General features: G+C 39.8%; 12 protein-coding genes. All 12 read right to left on the bottom strand.

Features of this window, described 5'->3' with window-relative positions:
• Window positions 1-67: 67 nt before the first annotated feature.
• A complete protein-coding gene (locus ACFO3P_RS10080) occupies window positions 68-1,990 on the bottom strand; it encodes a beta-glucoside-specific PTS transporter subunit IIABC (protein ID WP_379542400.1) in 1,923 nt (640 codons plus the stop codon).
• A gap of 375 nt (window positions 1,991-2,365) precedes the next feature.
• Complete coding sequence (gene licT / locus ACFO3P_RS10075; protein ID WP_379542399.1) at window positions 2,366-3,223, bottom strand: BglG family transcription antiterminator LicT; 858 nt, start codon at window positions 3,221-3,223, stop codon at window positions 2,366-2,368.
• Between the two features lie 548 nt (window positions 3,224-3,771).
• Window positions 3,772-4,620 carry a tryptophan 2,3-dioxygenase gene (kynA, locus tag ACFO3P_RS10070; RefSeq protein WP_212928243.1) on the bottom strand — a complete coding sequence of 283 codons (849 nt, stop codon included), beginning with the start codon at window positions 4,618-4,620 and terminating at the stop codon, window positions 3,772-3,774.
• 2 nt (window positions 4,621-4,622) lie between these two features.
• A complete protein-coding gene (gene kynB / locus ACFO3P_RS10065) occupies window positions 4,623-5,255 on the bottom strand; it encodes an arylformamidase (protein ID WP_379542398.1) in 633 nt (210 codons plus the stop codon).
• Complete coding sequence (kynU, locus tag ACFO3P_RS10060; RefSeq protein WP_379542397.1) at window positions 5,255-6,529, bottom strand: kynureninase; 1,275 nt, start codon at window positions 6,527-6,529, stop codon at window positions 5,255-5,257. Before kynU ends, kynB begins: the two co-directional genes overlap by 1 nt.
• Window positions 6,530-6,779: 250 nt before the next feature.
• Window positions 6,780-8,237 (bottom strand): protein adenylyltransferase SelO, encoded by a 1,458-nt coding sequence (locus tag ACFO3P_RS10055; protein ID WP_379542396.1) that lies wholly within the window; start codon window positions 8,235-8,237, stop codon window positions 6,780-6,782.
• Between the two features lie 228 nt (window positions 8,238-8,465).
• Window positions 8,466-9,647 (bottom strand): GTP-binding protein, encoded by a 1,182-nt coding sequence (locus tag ACFO3P_RS10050; protein ID WP_379542395.1) that lies wholly within the window; start codon window positions 9,645-9,647, stop codon window positions 8,466-8,468.
• Window positions 9,648-9,784: 137 nt separating this feature from the next.
• Window positions 9,785-10,327, bottom strand: coding sequence for a dCTP deaminase (dcd, locus tag ACFO3P_RS10045; protein ID WP_379542394.1), 543 nt, complete (start codon window positions 10,325-10,327; stop codon window positions 9,785-9,787).
• Window positions 10,324-11,529 carry a GTP-binding protein gene (locus tag ACFO3P_RS10040; protein ID WP_379542393.1) on the bottom strand — a complete coding sequence of 402 codons (1,206 nt, stop codon included), beginning with the start codon at window positions 11,527-11,529 and terminating at the stop codon, window positions 10,324-10,326. Before ACFO3P_RS10040 ends, dcd begins: the two co-directional genes overlap by 4 nt.
• 46 nt (window positions 11,530-11,575) lie before the next feature.
• Window positions 11,576-12,541 carry a CobW family GTP-binding protein gene (locus ACFO3P_RS10035; protein WP_379542392.1) on the bottom strand — a complete coding sequence of 322 codons (966 nt, stop codon included), beginning with the start codon at window positions 12,539-12,541 and terminating at the stop codon, window positions 11,576-11,578.
• Between the two features lie 149 nt (window positions 12,542-12,690).
• A complete protein-coding gene (gene rpsN, locus ACFO3P_RS10030) occupies window positions 12,691-12,960 on the bottom strand; it encodes a 30S ribosomal protein S14 (protein ID WP_040984215.1) in 270 nt (89 codons plus the stop codon).
• Between the two features lie 1,524 nt (window positions 12,961-14,484).
• The gene (locus ACFO3P_RS10025) at window positions 14,485-16,602 is read right to left on the bottom strand and encodes a peptidoglycan D,D-transpeptidase FtsI family protein (RefSeq protein WP_379542391.1); all 2,118 of its coding nucleotides are present in this window, start codon (window positions 16,600-16,602) and stop codon (window positions 14,485-14,487) included.
• Window positions 16,603-16,878 lie beyond the last annotated feature (276 nt).

Here is a 16,878-nt window from a genome sequence, read left to right as displayed (position 1 = left end):
ACTCCTTTGTTTAGTATGGAGAAGGAAAGACTGAATACCACCCTTTCTTCTATCTATTTGGTATCCGTTACTTTTCTAATGAAAGCAGCGGGTCGCCAATCTTAATTTGTTTTGTTTCTGTAAACGCAATATCTTTATAATCACCTGAATTCGTGATAATAATCGGTGTGGTCAGAGGGAAGCCGGCTTTTTTAATTTCTGGTATATCAAATTCAATAAGCAGCTGTCCTTTGTCGACTTTTGCACCTTGTTCCACATGGCCTGTGAAGTGCTTGCCATCCAATTGTACTGTGTCCATTCCAATATGCATTAAAATCTCAGCGCCATTTTCCGTTGTAATTCCAATGGCGTGATTTGTAGGGAACATCGCCGAAACAGTTCCAGAAACAGGTGAAATCAATTTTCCTTCTGTCGGTTCCACTGCAATTCCTTTCCCAAGCGTTCCGGAAGCAAACGCCGTATCTTCTATTTTTTCGAGTGCAATGGTTTCTCCAGTTAACGGGCTGACAATATCTTCATTTTGTATCGTAATAACTGTTTCCTCTTTTGCGGAAGCTGCTTCGGCTGCTGGTGCAGCTGTCGCTTTTTGATTAATCCCTCCGAAGAAATAAGTCAGAACAAAGGATAGAACCATCCCGACCGCTGCTGCTATGATAGTACCGATAAATGCTGTGTTTAATCCTTCCTCTGGATGGATCATGGCAGGGAATTGGAAGATACCAAGTCCGCCGAGCAAGTGAATTTTCGTCCCGAATAATCCAATGATTGCTCCACCGACAGCTGATGATATAAGCGAGATAACAAATGGTCGCTTCAATGGTAAAGCAATCCCGTATAAAGCAGGTTCCGTTACGCCGAATATGGAAGAAATAAACGCCGGCGGGCTGAGTGTTTTCGTAGTTTCATTTTTTGTTTTTATCCAAATAGCCAGTACTGCTGCTGCTAAAGCAAATGAATGCACGAAAATTAATGCCAGAATTGGATCTTCTCCGGAAACCGCAACGTTGTTAAACGCAATTGGAATAAGCCCCCAATGCAATCCAAACATAACAAATACCATCCAGAAACCGCCCAGAAAAGCACCTGCAATAATAGGGCTTAAATCATACACCCAGACAGTTACCTGTCCCAATAATTGACTTGCCCAGGTTGCAATTGGGCCAATCACAATAAAGGTTAATGGAACAATAATCAGTAACGTGAACATAGGTACAAAAAACATTTTGACAACATTAGGAGTAATTTTCGCTAAAGCCTTTTCAATTTTTGCTGCAAAAAATGTTGCTACAATAATTGGTATAACAGACATTGAATACGTCATTAAAATGACTGGTATTCCAAAGAACTCTATATAGACAGGTGACTCGAACACCGTTCCTGCAAACAAGGTATACAGCGGTTCTGCCGCTCCAGGTATTCCTTCAAGCGCAGGATATACCAATGCCATGGCAATAACCATACCTACGAAAGGCGTCCCGCCGAACTTTTTCATTGCACTGTACCCTAATATAATCGGCAAGAAATAAAACAGGGCATCTCCGGTTGCATTTAAAATTTGATATGTTCCGCCTTCTTCATTAAGCCATCCAATCGCAACGAATAAAGCATTGAACCCTTTGATCATACCGGACGCTGCCAATACTCCAAGAATCGGCGTGAAGATACCGGAAATCATATCAATAAAGCGGTTGAGCAAGCTGCCTTTATCTCCGCCATCCGCTTCATCAGCAGATCCTTTTGACTCCAAACCGCCGACTTCTACAATTGCCTTATACACATCTGGTACATGGTTGCCGATAACCACTTGGTATTGTCCGGCACTTTTCATGACGGCCACAACGCCATCCATTTCTTTTAAAACTTCTGTATTTGCCTTTTCCTCGTCTTTTAATTTAAAACGAAGACGCGTAATACAATGAACAACACTGTTAACGTTTTCTTTTCCGCCAACATTTTCAATAATATCTTTAGCTAATTGTTCATATTTCATTGTTTTCCCCTCTTTCTATTATAATAAAACAAATTAAATCTATTTTCTGATTTTATTCAGGATTATTGCCTGCATGGATTCTTTTACATATAGCGTTTGCTTAAAATATTTCCTGCGGTGTGATACTCTTCGGGATAGAGGTTACGCTTCTAAAAAAATAATAAATAATTTCGACATACAGCCTGACAACATCTCATCCATTCGTTTTATGATAATTTATAATTTGATTCAACCACCTCCTCAAAGTAATAAAAAAAACCTAAATTACACACAGCATACAGAGCTCTCCTCTGTAAACTGCGGGTAACTTAGGTTTTGCCTGCTTCATCAGTAACAATCCTAAACATAATTATTCAATTACAGGTTTCATTTATATCACGATGAAGAATCTATTTGGTGCCGATTGGTAATTCGGTGGATATGCAATGTTAAGTAAACTTTTTCATCATTGGAAATGTCCCAATCATAGTTTTTAGCAATATAGGCTGCAATTCTCTCTGTGCATTCAAATGCAGCTGTATATTTCTTTTTCACCTGTTCATACAGGAAATCATCATGCGTATTTTCTGCTTTTTCTTTTCGGATAAAACGGGTAGCAAAAAATCGCAGATGCGTCAGAAACCGTTCATAGTTGATGGAATCCTCCTCCAATTCAATTTTGAAATAGTATCTGACAATATTCAGGATATTATTAACCAGTTCCGTTACTTTAATTGCGGTATCCATGTTTTCACCGGATAGTTGACTATTGACCAAATGCAGGGCAATAGAAGCCGCTTCATCTTCTACAAGCCTTACTCCAGTATCCTCCTCCACCATATCCAACGCTTTTAATGCAATCTGAAACTCCTGTTTATAATACCTGCGAATTTCCCACAACAGCGGATTTTTCAAGTCGATGCCATTTTTATGCCTTGTAATTGCAAAGCTTAAATGATCCGTTAAGGCAACATATAAATAATTATCCAATTTATATGTCAATTGAGATTTAGCCAGTTCAAGGATTTTGTAAGAAAGATCCAAGTAGATCTCAGAAGTTTCTTTCATTAATTCCGCAAGCTTCTTAGCTACATTAGAATTCTCCAGCACAAAGGTTTTCTCCACTTTCGATGATTCAATCGCATCTCCAGTCTTTTTTTGAAAAGCCAAACCCTTGCCCATGACAACGATTTCCTGATTGGATTCATCTTTTGACATAACTACATTATTATTTAATACTTTTGTAATTTTCAATTGCATTCACACCTGAAATGAGTATTTTTTAAATTCTTCTGATACCTGTTTGTCCAGAAAAAAACCTGGATTAATCCAAAATTGTAGACAAAAAGCCATACAATCCACTGTGATTAACCCAGGTTTTGCCTGCCGAACAGTAACAATCCTTTAGTTAACTTCATTATAGATGATTACGGTTTCAAATGCAACAGGAAAGTAGATTTTTTACCTAACTGTTTAAGCACTTCCTGATATAGGTAGTAAAATATATTTATTTTTATATTCTCCATTCGTTCTTATCCATTCTATCTTAGGCTACTCTTCTATTATCTCCGTTAGCTGAACCTGGGTTTTGAATATAATATACTCAACTTGCGCACCTAAGAATAAGCATATATATCTTGCTATTCCAGGGTGAACATGTTCTCCATTACCATACTTGCTTTTTGATTAAATATCCGGCTCTTTTGGAATTGGTGATGGTGCATAGCTCCGATGCACAGGAAGTAATCTTGGTGGAACATTTAGGATAAATCATACTGGTCAACATTCGAAATATGTGTCATCTAAAGTTCTGTTCGCAGATCCCACAATTCCGGGAAAAAATATTGATCGAGTACTTTTTTCAAGTAGCTCACGCCGCCAGAACCGCCTGTTCCTTTTTTAAAGCCAATAATTCTTTCTACCGTTTTCATATGCCTGAAGCGCCATTGCTGAAATAAGCCTTCTATGTCCACCAATTTTTCAGCAAGCTCATATAACTCCCAATACTGCGCTACGTTTTTATAGACTATCATCCAGGCTCTTTTCACGCTCTCATTCGTCTGATGCGTGATACGGGCATCCCTGTTTAATACTTCTTTATCAATGGAAAACCCTGCTCTGGAGAGAGCTTGAATCGACACATCATAAAGACTTGGCGCATCGTATGCTTCTTGTAAAATTGGATGAAGCTCCGTATCATTTTCATATATTTTGAGAACATATTCTGTTTTATATCCCAGAGCAAATTCTACTAATCTATTTTGATAGGATTGAAATCCAGAAGCACTTCCCAATTTATCTCTAAACTCGATATACTCGCTTGGCGTCAGCGTAGAAAGGACGTCCCATACACTTTTTAGCTGCTCTTGTATTTGAGATACGCGTGCGAGCTTTTTAAAGGAAGACCTTAGATTATCTGCCTGTATATCATCAATAGCAGAATGAATTTCATGCAGAATCTGCTTCATCCACAGCTCGCTTACATGATGAACAATGATAAATAACATTTCGTCATGATGGCCGCTCAAACGATGCTGGCTCGATAATAACGTATCCAGGCTTAAATAATCACTGTATGTCATCTTCTCTTTAAAATCAGTTTGGATACTCTTTTCATTTTCAAAAGCTTGGTGTTGATTGACCGATTTCATTTTTAACGCTCCTCTATTGGTTTTATGACGGCACGAACAGGACACCCATCCCCTTCTTCCAACGCTAATGGCAAGGCAATCAGTTCATAATCACCTTCTTCAACCTGGTCCAGCATCACATTCTCCAAAATATAAATATCTTGCTTATACAATGCATGATGCCCGGCCAGGTCTTTACTTGAAATCGAATCCACAGATGGAGTGTCTACACCTACAAGCTTTACACCGAGCTCTTTCATATAAGCTGCTCCGTCTGCTGTTATCGGAGACACTTCTTCTGGAAAACGATCCGGTTTATTTGGAAGCGCTGTTTTAATCAGCAAACGCTCCGCATGCGAAATTCCTTTTGTCTTTAAAGCTTTTTCGCTAATTTCATTAAAATCACTTAAATCAATCACTTTACAGAGACCAATATAGCGCTCAATATCTAAATCCAGTATCCGTTTGCCCTCATTTGAAAAATGAAACGGTGCATCAACATGTGTGCCTACATGTACACTTGTTGTGATTTTGCCGATATTAACAACCCCCGACACCTCTTTCTTTACAGGCGTATCATAGTGAAATGGTTCATCTCCCGGCCAATGTGCCAGATTGTTATTTAACGGTTGGGAAACATCGATCCATTTAGACATCAGGAAACAACCTCTCTTTCATTGGAAAATTGCTCATAGGCTTTTTCTTCCATAATATTCTTTAGTATTTGTATACATTCATAAACATCCGTAAACGAATTATATAAAGCCACCGGCGCAAGCCGAATGCCAGATGGTTTTCTAAAATCCGGAATGACCTTCCTCTTCTTTAATGCTTTGCAAATTCTCGCAGCCTCCGGATGTTCAAGGTAAATATGCCCTCCACGCTGTTTTTCATTTATTGGATTACAAATATCAAAATCAAATTCCTTTAATTCATGTTCAATTAATTCCATCATATATGCGGTCAGCTGCAAGGACTTTTCACGTATTTTTTCTATTCCGGCTTCATCAAACAGCTCTAATGCTCCAATTAGCGGAGCAGCACTTAACACATGCGGTGTCCCGATTTGAAAAGCTCCGGCATCCTCGGCAGCCGCCAACGTGTGCTCCATCTCAAACTGCTTTTCTTTATCCGAGCTGAACCAGCCCGCAAGTCCAGGTGCAGTCCCGAAATGCTTTTCATTCACATAAAGCGCCGCCACACTGCCGGGCCCGCCATTTAAATGTTTATAGGTACACCAAAACGCAAAATCAACGTCCCAATCATGCAATTGATGCGGGACAGCCCCAATCGAATGACATAAATCAAAACCGATTTTTATACCGCGCTCGTGCGCTGCTATTGTCAGCTTTTCCATATCTAAGATTTGTCCGCTCCGGTACAGGACGCTCGGCAATACAATTAACGCGATCTCTTCTGTCATTGCATCTATAATGGTCTCTTCATCCAGTGTGTGCCCATCCTCACTCTGTACTTGAATAAGGTGGGAATCATCATACCCTTTTAACTTTAGCTGTGCTTTTAAAGCATAAATATCACTGGGAAAGTTTAATGTATCTGCTAAAATTTTTGTTTTGCTTCCTTTTGGTTTATAAAATGTGGACACAAGCTGATGCAGATTTACGGTTGTTGAACCAGTTACGACAACCTCCTCTTTTTCGGCACCAACAAGCACGGCCATTTTTTCACCAAGCGATTCCGATAAGTAGTACCAGGCGTTCTCTCCTTGCGTCCATCCATCAATCGCATGCTTTTTCCAGGAAGCAAGCAAATCATAGACGGACTGCTCTGCTCTTTTGCTCATCAAACCTAAGGAATTCCCATCCATGTAAACGTATTCATTTTTGAGATAAAATTCATTTCGGAAGGACCTTAATGTATCCTCCGCATCTAACTTTTCAGCATAGGTTCTTGTATATCTTTCTTCCATTTTGTCACTTCCTTTGCCATTATGCTATGGTTGAAACGTATTAAGGGATTTTTAGACTGTTTTGCTAATTATCTTCTGTTAACAGCTTACCAATAACTCGACATGAATGGAACCAATAACATAACTATTGTTAAAAATAGAAAATACTTCCCATATCAGATGGAGCAGCCCTAAAAATAAGCCCAAGAGATTATGTTGATAATTTCTTGGGCTTCTATCTGTTCCATTCTTACAACTCCAAAGTATATTATCACGTACCGCAAAACGTCTGAAAATCCTGTTCCGGCGGATCAACAGCATACTTCTCCTGCTCCTCTGTATACGCATAAGGATCTTCCAATGCTGTTAATAAAGCATGAAAAGGTTCGTAATCTCCTTCTGTCACAGCCGCAGCCAACACCTCTTCCACCAAATAATTTCGGGGAATAATCGATGGATTATGCCGTTTCATTAACTGAGAAGCTTCTTCTAAAGATGCCGTCTGACTTTCAAGCTTATCCTGCCATGCCTGATGCCACTCTTTAAAAGCAGTTGATTGGAAAATAATGGAATCATTATCAAGCTGCTGTAGCGTTAAAGCACGGAAGGTATTGGTAAAGTCTGCATGATATTTCTCCATCAAATCCAACAAGCTTCGAATCAATGTTTTATCATCATCACTTTGACCGATAATCCCCAGCTTCTTTCTCATACCGTCTAACCAATAGGATTCTACTGACTGCACATAGGTTTCCACAGCCTCTTTTGCCTTTGGAATCGCTTGTTCTTCCTCTTCATCCATCAGAACTAACAAGGATTCTGCAAAGCGCGCCATATTCCAAGCTCCGATTCCCGGCTGGTTGCCGTAAGCATACCGCCCTTGCTGATCAATCGAACTAAAAACCGTTTCCCGATCATATTGATCCATAAAAGCACATGGACCATAATCAATCGTCTCTCCGCTGATAGCAACATTATCTGTATTCATCACACCATGGATAAAGCCTTTTAACTGCCAATCCGCAATCAGCTCGGCCTGCTTGTCTGCCACCTTATACAAGAATGTCAAATAACGATTTTCATCCTCTGCAATCTCTGGATAATGCCGCTTCATGCTATAGTCTGCCAACGCTTGTAAATCCTTTTTATTCCCCCACTGCCTTGCATATTGAAACGTTCCAACCCGAATATGGCTTTCTGCCACTCTTGTCAAAACAGCGCCGGGCAGCGGAGCTTCACGAAATACCGTTTCCCCGGTGGTTGCTACCGCTAAACTGCGGCTTGTCGGAATGCCCAATCCATGCATTGCTTCGCTGATTAGATATTCTCTCAGCATCGGTCCAAGCGCCGCCCGTCCATCACCGCCGCGGGAATAAGGCGTTCTGCCAGAGCCTTTCAGCTGAATATCATAGCGCTCACCCTTCGGAGTCACTTGCTCTCCAAATAATACAGCACGACCGTCACCAAGCATCGTAAAGGAACCAAATTGATGTCCAGCATAAGCTTGAGCAATCGAATCACTTCCATCTGGAAGCTTATTGCCTGCGAAGATTTCCGCTTCGTGCTTCAAGGCGGAACTATCCAACCCTAATTCTGCTGCGAGCTTTTCATTGTACACGGCTAGCACAGGGGCATCTGCTTTTGCTGGTTTTACATTCGTATAGAAAAGCTTGGGCAATTGCTGGTAGGTATTTTCTAAGTTCCAGCCTTGATTCTGTTTATCTGTCATCGTATCGCCTCCTTTATTTAAACTGTTCGTTTTCTTTAGGATAACATATAAGTATATTTTACTTGAATGAATCACCTATTTTTACTTTGCACTTTTATTTGTAAAAATATTTATTATCATTAATTTCTCCACTTAAACTTCTTGTTTTCCTATAGTATAAGAGGGGAAGAATACATAACTTATGCATTCTTCCCCTCTTATACTTGAATTTTAATATAATAAATTTCTTTAAACCACAGGAAAAGCAGGTAAATCATCCACAAAAGCAGAAATATCCCGCTCCGCTTCCTCCTCCGTCACTAAACAAGCATCCAATGACGCCGCAATCCCTTCCTTATCCATCTCACTGCCAATCAAAACAAGCTCTGTCATCCGATCCCCGGCCTGCTCATCCCAGTCCTCAAACAAAGACGGGTCCTGCACTTTTAATGCTTCCTGTTCTGCTTCCGAATAGCTTGCCAGCCATCTGCCGGCTCCTTCCAGTGTCATCATTGAACCTGCCTGAGACAAAAACCCCGCTACATTATTTCTGGTGACTAACCAAAAGAAGCCTTTCGCCCGGAGGATTTCCTTCGGCCAATTTTCCAGCCATCCTTGAAACCGCTCGGGATGAAACGGTTTTCTGCTTCGATAGACAAAGGAGCTGATTCCATACTCTTCTGTTTCCGGTATATGCTCCTCATTCAATTCCTTAATCCATCCGGCGCCATGCTTTGCTTCTTCAAAGTCAAACTGACCGGTTTGAAGCACCTGTAACGGATCTACTTTCCCAAAGACTGCTGTGATAAACTTCGCATCCGGGTTTAGCTTATAAAGTAAACTTTTTAATGAAGTAATTTCTTCCTCCGTCATCTGATCTGTTTTATTTAAAATAACCACATTGGCAAATTCAATCTGGTCTACCAGTAAATCGACAATGCCTCTTTCATCGTCCTCAGCGACTTCCATCCCGCGGTCCATCAATAAATCCTCTGATTGATAATCCTTCCAAAACTGATGTCCATCGATGACCGTTACCATCGTATCAAGCTGGAAAAAGGCATTTAAGTCGATTCCCAATTCATCATCCGCATAGACAAAGCTTTGCGCAACTGGAATTGGTTCCGACACACCGCTTGATTCGATCAACACATAATCGATATCGAGTTCTGCTAATTTTTCCAGCTCCACAATCAAGTCTTCTCTTAATGTGCAGCAAATACAGCCATTGGTCATTTCCACCATATTTTCTTCCGTACGGATAAAACCGCCTTCTTTTACCAATTTGGCATCCACATTTATTTCACTCATATCATTCACGATAACGGCTATTTTCAATCCTTGCTGATTTTGAAGCAGATGATTCAGCAGGGTTGTTTTCCCTGCACCTAGAAATCCGCTTAACACCGTTACTGGTATTTTCTTGCTCACTTTATTTCACGCCTTTCTTACAGATGAACTGGCTGTAACCGTCATTCTGGAAATGACAGCATTACAGCCAACTAAACGTCTTTATTCCTATATTTTTTTCTATATATAGAGAAGCTTCCTCTCCGCCAATGAAGGATTCACGTTCTTTCCTTGTCCAAATAAACACGGCTAGGTGTCGTCCCTTGCTGATACAAATACTTTCCACTATACCCTTCCGTTTTTTGATCCACTTTGGCTATAACAAGCTGGCAAACTCGCATTCCGGCCTGCAGTTGAACAGGCACGCGATTTGCATTAAATAGCTCCAAGGTAATTTGTCCGGAAAACCCGGGATCGATCCAGCCTGCATTTTGAATAAAAACACCGAGCCGACCGATCGAGCTTCTTCCTTCCACAAAGGCAGTTAACTGTTCTGGGAGACCAATTTGCTCCAATGTCGTTCCCAATAGAAAACTTTGCGGCGGAATCGTGATGGTTTCTTGCTCTGCTATCTTGATTCTCCGATAATCTGCTGGTTGATCAACCGATAAATAAGGCGTAGACAAGTCATCAACAGCTAAAAAATCTTTCCCCAGCCGTAAATCAATCGAAGCTGGCTGAACACTTAATTCCTGAAAAGGAGTAATTGTTAACTGCTTATCATCAACATGCTGTTTTATCGTTTGTCCAGATAAAATCATGCCTTCGCACTCCCCGATAGCTGCCATGGAAATGGATTTCTAAACGCGGACCAGTCTTCATCCATTTCTGTTTCACTCAACAGGCAGCGTTCTAAATCCTCCGTTATCTGCTCCTTATCCAAGTCCATGCCAATGAATACCAGCTTGGTATGGCGGTCTCCAAATTGCGGATCCCACAGCTCTCTGACCTCCGGATTATTCTCAAATATTTCCCTTTGCTGGGCTTTTGGCAGCGAATCGACCCAATAAGCTAACGGCTCCACCTCGACAGAAGGGCCTGCCTGCGATAGTAATAAGGCTAAATCATTATGCGTTGCACACCAGACAACGCCTTTCATGCGGACAATTTCTCTTGGCAAATCCTGATACCAGCTTACCAGCCGTTCCGTATGAAATGGCAATCTGGACCGGTATACAAAGGAACTGATCCCGTATTCTTCGGTTTCCGGCGTATGATTTTCCACGCCTGCATTTAATTCCTGTAACCAGCCGGCTGACTCACTTGCCTTCTCAAAATCAAACAAATTCGTATTGACAATTTCCTGTAAATCGACTTGACAATGCTGGGTACGGATGATTTTTGCTTCCGGCTGTAAGGTACGAATCACCTTCTCCAGCTTATCTAAATCTTCTGCTTTGACTAAATCCGTTTTATTGAGAATAAGCACATTACAGAATTCAATTTGATCAATTAATAAATCAGCAATATTCCATTCATCTACATCACTGACCGCCTGTTTCCGGTCAAGAAGCGAATCGCCTGAACCGAAATCATGCCAGAAGCGGTTCGCGTCAACAACGGTAACCATGGTATCCAATCGGCAATATTGGGTTAAATCAATATCCAGGCTTTCATCAATATAAGAGAAGGTCTGGGCTACCGGAATCGGTTCGCTAATACCAGAAGACTCAATCAATATATGGTCGAACTCTCCTTGCTTTACGAGTTTTTCCACTTCTACTAATAAATCCTCCCGCAGTGTGCAGCAGATGCAGCCATTAGACATTTCAACCAGCTTTTCCTCTGTCCGTGAAAATCCGCCTTGGGATTGGACCAGCTCACTATCAATATTGACCTCACTCATGTCATTGACGATGACCGCCACCTTTAACCCTTCCCGGTTATGTAAGACATGATTTAATAACGTTGTTTTTCCAGAACCTAAATATCCGCTTAATACAGTAACAGGGATTCTTTTCATGTGTTCATCCTCCTAATTGTAATCATTACGGTTTAATTATCAAAAATTAAGCAAGGCAATATTGAAAGCCTTTTTCCAATTCTTGATGGTCAAGATGCTTTCCAATAATAACAACCTCGCTTTTACGCTTTTCATCCTTTGTCCATACATCGCCTTCTGTACCTGCAAAGAGCATATGCACTCCTTGAAACACCACTTTTTGCTCTATTTGTTTAATGGAAAGCAATCCTTTATAACGGTAGAGGCTTTCTCCTTTGATACGAACTAAGTAAGCAAACCATTTATTCACTTTGTCCAAATCAAGCGGTCGATCATCTTGAAATACAAAGGATGTCACGTGATGATTATGATGATGGTGATGTGTTTCTGTTAACAGCTCAGGGTCAATGTTTAAGGCATAATCTAAATCAAACGATTTTTTTCCGATTAATTCTTTGGTATCTACGTTTCCATATGTCGTATAAAACTGCTTGGCATTTGGATTCATATGCGTTAACTGTGCTTCCAGCTGCTTTCTTTCGTCTTCTGTAATCAAATCGGTCTTGTTCACAAGCAAAATATCGGCAAATGCAATCTGCTGCTCCGGCTCCTCTTCCTGCAGATGCAGCTTGATATGCTTGGCATCAACCATCGTAATTACACTGTCGATTTCAAAGGTATCAGCTATCTGCTCATCCATCAAAAACGTTTGAATAACTGGGGCTGGATTCGCCATGCCTGTTGTTTCAATGATAATGCGATCCACTTTTTCTTCCTGCTTCATTAAATCAGTTAACAAGCTGATCAAATCACCGCGTACATTACAGCAGATACAGCCGCTGTTAATTTCAACAATTTCTTCTTTTGTTCGTATCACCAATTGACTATCAATCGATGTATCACCAAACTCATTAATGATCACAGCAGCCTTCTCATTGGGTATATCGTGCAGCAGTTTATTTAACAATGTCGTTTTGCCGGCACCTAAGAAACCAGTTAGAATCGTTACTGGAATGGGGCTTTCTTGTGACAATGCTTTTCCTCCTTATTCATGAAAGAGAAAACAGCTTTCCGCCAAGTATCCGTTAAAAGCTGTTTTCTTTCCTATCTTATATCGTGTGGTACATGAAAATACAGCGTCAGCTTAGATGATACTGCTGCTTAGATAACTGCATGATTTGATTACCAGCTGGCTTTCTTCACGCCAGGCACTTGTCCTTTATGCGCATATTCTCTAAAAGCAATACGGGACATGTTGAATTTACGCATATATCCGCGTGGTCTGCCTGTAACCTCACAACGGCTTTTCAAACGGGTTGGTGAAGAATCCCGAGGCAGTTTACGAAGCGCTTCATAATCTCCTTTTGCTTTTAGCTCTCTTCGTAATTCTGCATATTGTGCAACCATTTGCTGGCGTTTTTTCTCTTTTGCAACTTTTGACTTTTTAGCCATTTTACACTTTCTCCTTTCAATAGTACTCTTTATTTTGTATTTCTTAATAAATTTAAATCGTAACGATTACGAATGGAATTTATTATAAACTATTTTATTAAATATGTAAACAGTAATTATTACGTTTTAGTTTTTTATCTGATAGCCGCAAAGGTTAACCCTACCTGTAATAAAAAATTTGTACAATAATTAATAGAAGGTTCCTGTTCCAGCTGCGAACATTAGAATCGTCAAAGTAAAAAAACATGGACACCTGCCCCCAAGTAGAGTCAGATATCCATGATTGATAAGCTGCTTTATTTCATTGTAACGCCGCCGTTCGCAGCAATAGACTGTACGATAACAAAGCTTGATGATTAACTGCTTAGTCTTAATACCGCATCAGCAATTTCATCATCCTAACCTGCTGTTCTGATTCTCCTTCGCTCAACCTTGGAAATGCTTGAATTCCGACGAAGGATAGGATACGGCCACTCCTATTTCTATATAAATTTTTGATTCCCATGTCTTTTTTAAACAACCATCTATTTTAACAGCAATCTCTCCCAATTAGGAATAAGTGCAGAAAAAAAAAAGAATCGGATTAACCTTTTCATAGTAATCCGATTCTCTCTCTATGTATGTTTCTCGCTATGAATTACTTCCACTAAATGTGACTCTGACTTTGTATGGCCATGGATATCACAATAATACACGACGGTTTTTATTTTATGAAAAACATCACAGGTGCGTGTTTCCCTGAGGAAATTTTTCCAATAAGTATATTCATGTGTGTCAACGTGGATTATTTCATAATTAGTGCTTGATATTTCCCAATTGTGTTCTATTTCATCCGTCGTTGTGTCTCCCTCAATAATTTCTGCTCCTGCTTTAGGCAACCCTATTGAGAAGTATAGAATAAACGTAAGCCCTATTGTAAAAAAAACATTTCTCAATTTCATCAGCCCTTTTATCATTTTATTTAATTTAATAATTCTTCTATGTAATTTAACCAAGCAAATGAGAAATATACCCCTTATACGACAAAAATGGAGAGATGCCCGACACTGTAAAAACAGTATCATGATTATTTATGAATCTGTTTTTTATAGAAAAGAATACCTCCGGCGGCTTGTTGCTGTTATCTCGTTAATGTCGGCTGTATAATTTTTAATTTTTGGCAGCTTTCGTGATACTTGTTTCTAAAGCAACCGTTAAAAAGTATTTAATAATTCTTATCTCCAAATCTCTCTCCCAAATCACATAATATTCGTACTAATTTACTCAAAGCAGCAGTACCAAAAATCATTCGATAACGTTTTTCCAACCTAGAAAAAGATTTCACACAATACAGATGCAAAAAATATTGTAATCATGCGGTACTCTTCTGGAGATGATTTTGCATTAGCTTTAGCTCAAGGGTTAGAAAGCTAATCCTAATCATTTATAAACCGTGATGTGGTTAATTCACATCACGGTTTACTATAATTTCTAATATAGTTTTTTTATCTTCATCCATACAATATAGGAGATAGTAAACGTTGATTATTCTTCCTCTTCATTATCACTATCACCATCAGAATCCTCAGCTTCTTCGTCGTGATCTTCTTTGACTTCAAAATAGGAATCTAAAACACGTTCCCCAACTTTTAAGTTAATCTGATCTCCTTCACCAATTCCTACATGCGGTACAACTACTGCAAAAGCAATTTCCGGATCATCAAATGGTGCATAGCCGACTAAGGTTAAATTATTGAGGTCAAACCGCTCTCCATCAACAAATTCCGCTGACTCTGCTGTCCCTGTTTTTCCAGCCGGGTTATATGATTTATCATCGAAATAATCATTCCCTGTTCCTTGTGACCCTTGATAGGAAAGACGAAACCCGTCCTGCACACGACTGATTTCATCATCTGTCATCTCAATTCGGTTCATCGTCGTTGTATTGGACGAATAATACAATGGGCCAAGCTCATCCATGGAAGCAACTGGATCACGGGCTTCCTTTAAGAAATGAGGCTGAACACGATAGCCATCATTCGCAATCGTGGATACATACTGAGCAAGCTGCATGGTCGTATACGTATCATACTGCCCGATGACAAAATCAAGCAGATTCCCTGGATTATCAGGAACCTGTCCTCTTAATCCAGTACTCTCATATGGAAAGTCCACTCCTGTAGTCGAACCAAGCCCAAATTGATTGAAATAATTTTGCAGTGTTTGCAAGGTTTCACCCATGTTTATATCTAAATTGGCATTTCGCGGCATCGGATGACGATAGTCTCCCCCTAACCGCAAGGCAACATAGAACATATAAACGTTAGAGGACCTTTCCAGCGCTGTTAAATCATTTACCGTTCCCATATCTTGAACCGACCTTTTCACTTCCGATCCTGCCAGCCGCATCGGTGCATCGTTAAACGTTTCCCCGGGAGAAATAACTTCGGAATCATAACCTGCCAGAATTGTTGCTCCTTTAATACTGGAACCAGGCTCATGCGCGTTAGCCAACGCTGTAAACCCGGCATTATTATTATATTCATCATTCTCGGTATCATATTCTACACCAGAAGTGGCTAACAGTTCTCCCGTTTTCGGATTCATAACAACAGCATAAGCATTGGTTGCAAACCGATTTTCATATGGGCTGCTTGCTTTCATGGATTGAAATTCATCTAATAAAATATCATCCACTTCCTGCTGAAATTCTAAATCTGTCGTTAATACTAAATCTTTTCCCCGTTCGCCGTCCACAATCGTTTCTGAACCGATAATCGATCCATTTTGGCTTGTCGTATATTGGATTTGTTCTTTACGACCGCGAAGGAAATCTTCATATTGCTCCTCAAGTCCACTTGTACCAACACGATCGTTTCTGCTGTAGCCCATTGTTAAGTAAGCATTCAAATCCTCTTCAGGAATACCTTCTTCCTGACTGGAGACATTTCCTAGAATACTAGTTAACGTGTCTCCATTTGGATAAACACGATCCCAATCTGTGCTGGCATTGATTCCAGGCAGTTCATCTAAATTTTCAGCTACAGCTGCATATTCCTCTGCTGTCACATCTTCATTTTTGACAACCTGCGGAGTTAGAGCATAGGCACTATCCAATTCTTTTTTTATTGCAATAATCTCTAATTCATCATCTGTAAAATCGGCAATTTCTTCATCTGTGATCAATTCCAGCGTGGCGTCATATACCTCGGAATTCTCCATTTCTTCTGTATTGACCGTCTCTAACCGCTCTTCTATCTCTTCCTCATGATGCAATAGATAATATTCTCTTCTATCTCTGTCTGTTATTCGATCGATGGTTTGTTCATCACGCATATCGATATATTGGGCCAGTTTTTCAGCTACTTCCAGACGCTCTTCTGCTTGCACATCATTCGAAGGTGTGTACGTAATAGAATACATTGCTTCATTATCTACAATAAGTTCTCCATTGGTATCATAGATTTTCCCCCGGGGGACAGGTACGTTCGTTGTATCTAAATTCGTCCTCTGAATTTCATCTTGATACGATTCGCCATTTAAAATCTGAACAACACCTAACTGAAGTACGAGCGCAGAAAATAATAGGAAGATGGCAAAAAAGAGGATATTCATACGTATAGAGAGCGGGGCTCGTTTTTTCTTATTTTTTTTGTCTGCCACTTTTCTCCTCCTTATTCTATTTCAAGTATATTATCAAATGATATCTTTCTTGAAATACTTTGTCAGCTGATTGAGCAACAAATTTAAAATAATTCATTCTGCTGATTATTCCCATTTCAGATTGTAAAGCTCAAGTATGTACATATCAAGTTAATCAATCCGTTTTAATGTTTTCAGAAATTTCTATTTAATATTAGTGAGCTTTATCATCTATTTAATACCTCTTTCCTTGTATAAATAAACCCTGCTTTATAAAAAATCCTTTTATAAGATATG

Origin of the sequence: Oceanobacillus aidingensis (genome assembly GCF_042654105.1) — a bacterium.
GTDB classification, from domain to species: Bacteria; Bacillota; Bacilli; order Bacillales; family Amphibacillaceae; genus Oceanobacillus; species Oceanobacillus oncorhynchi.
Note: the sequence above shows the minus strand (reverse complement) of the source record. Positions and strands in the feature narration are given on the sequence as shown.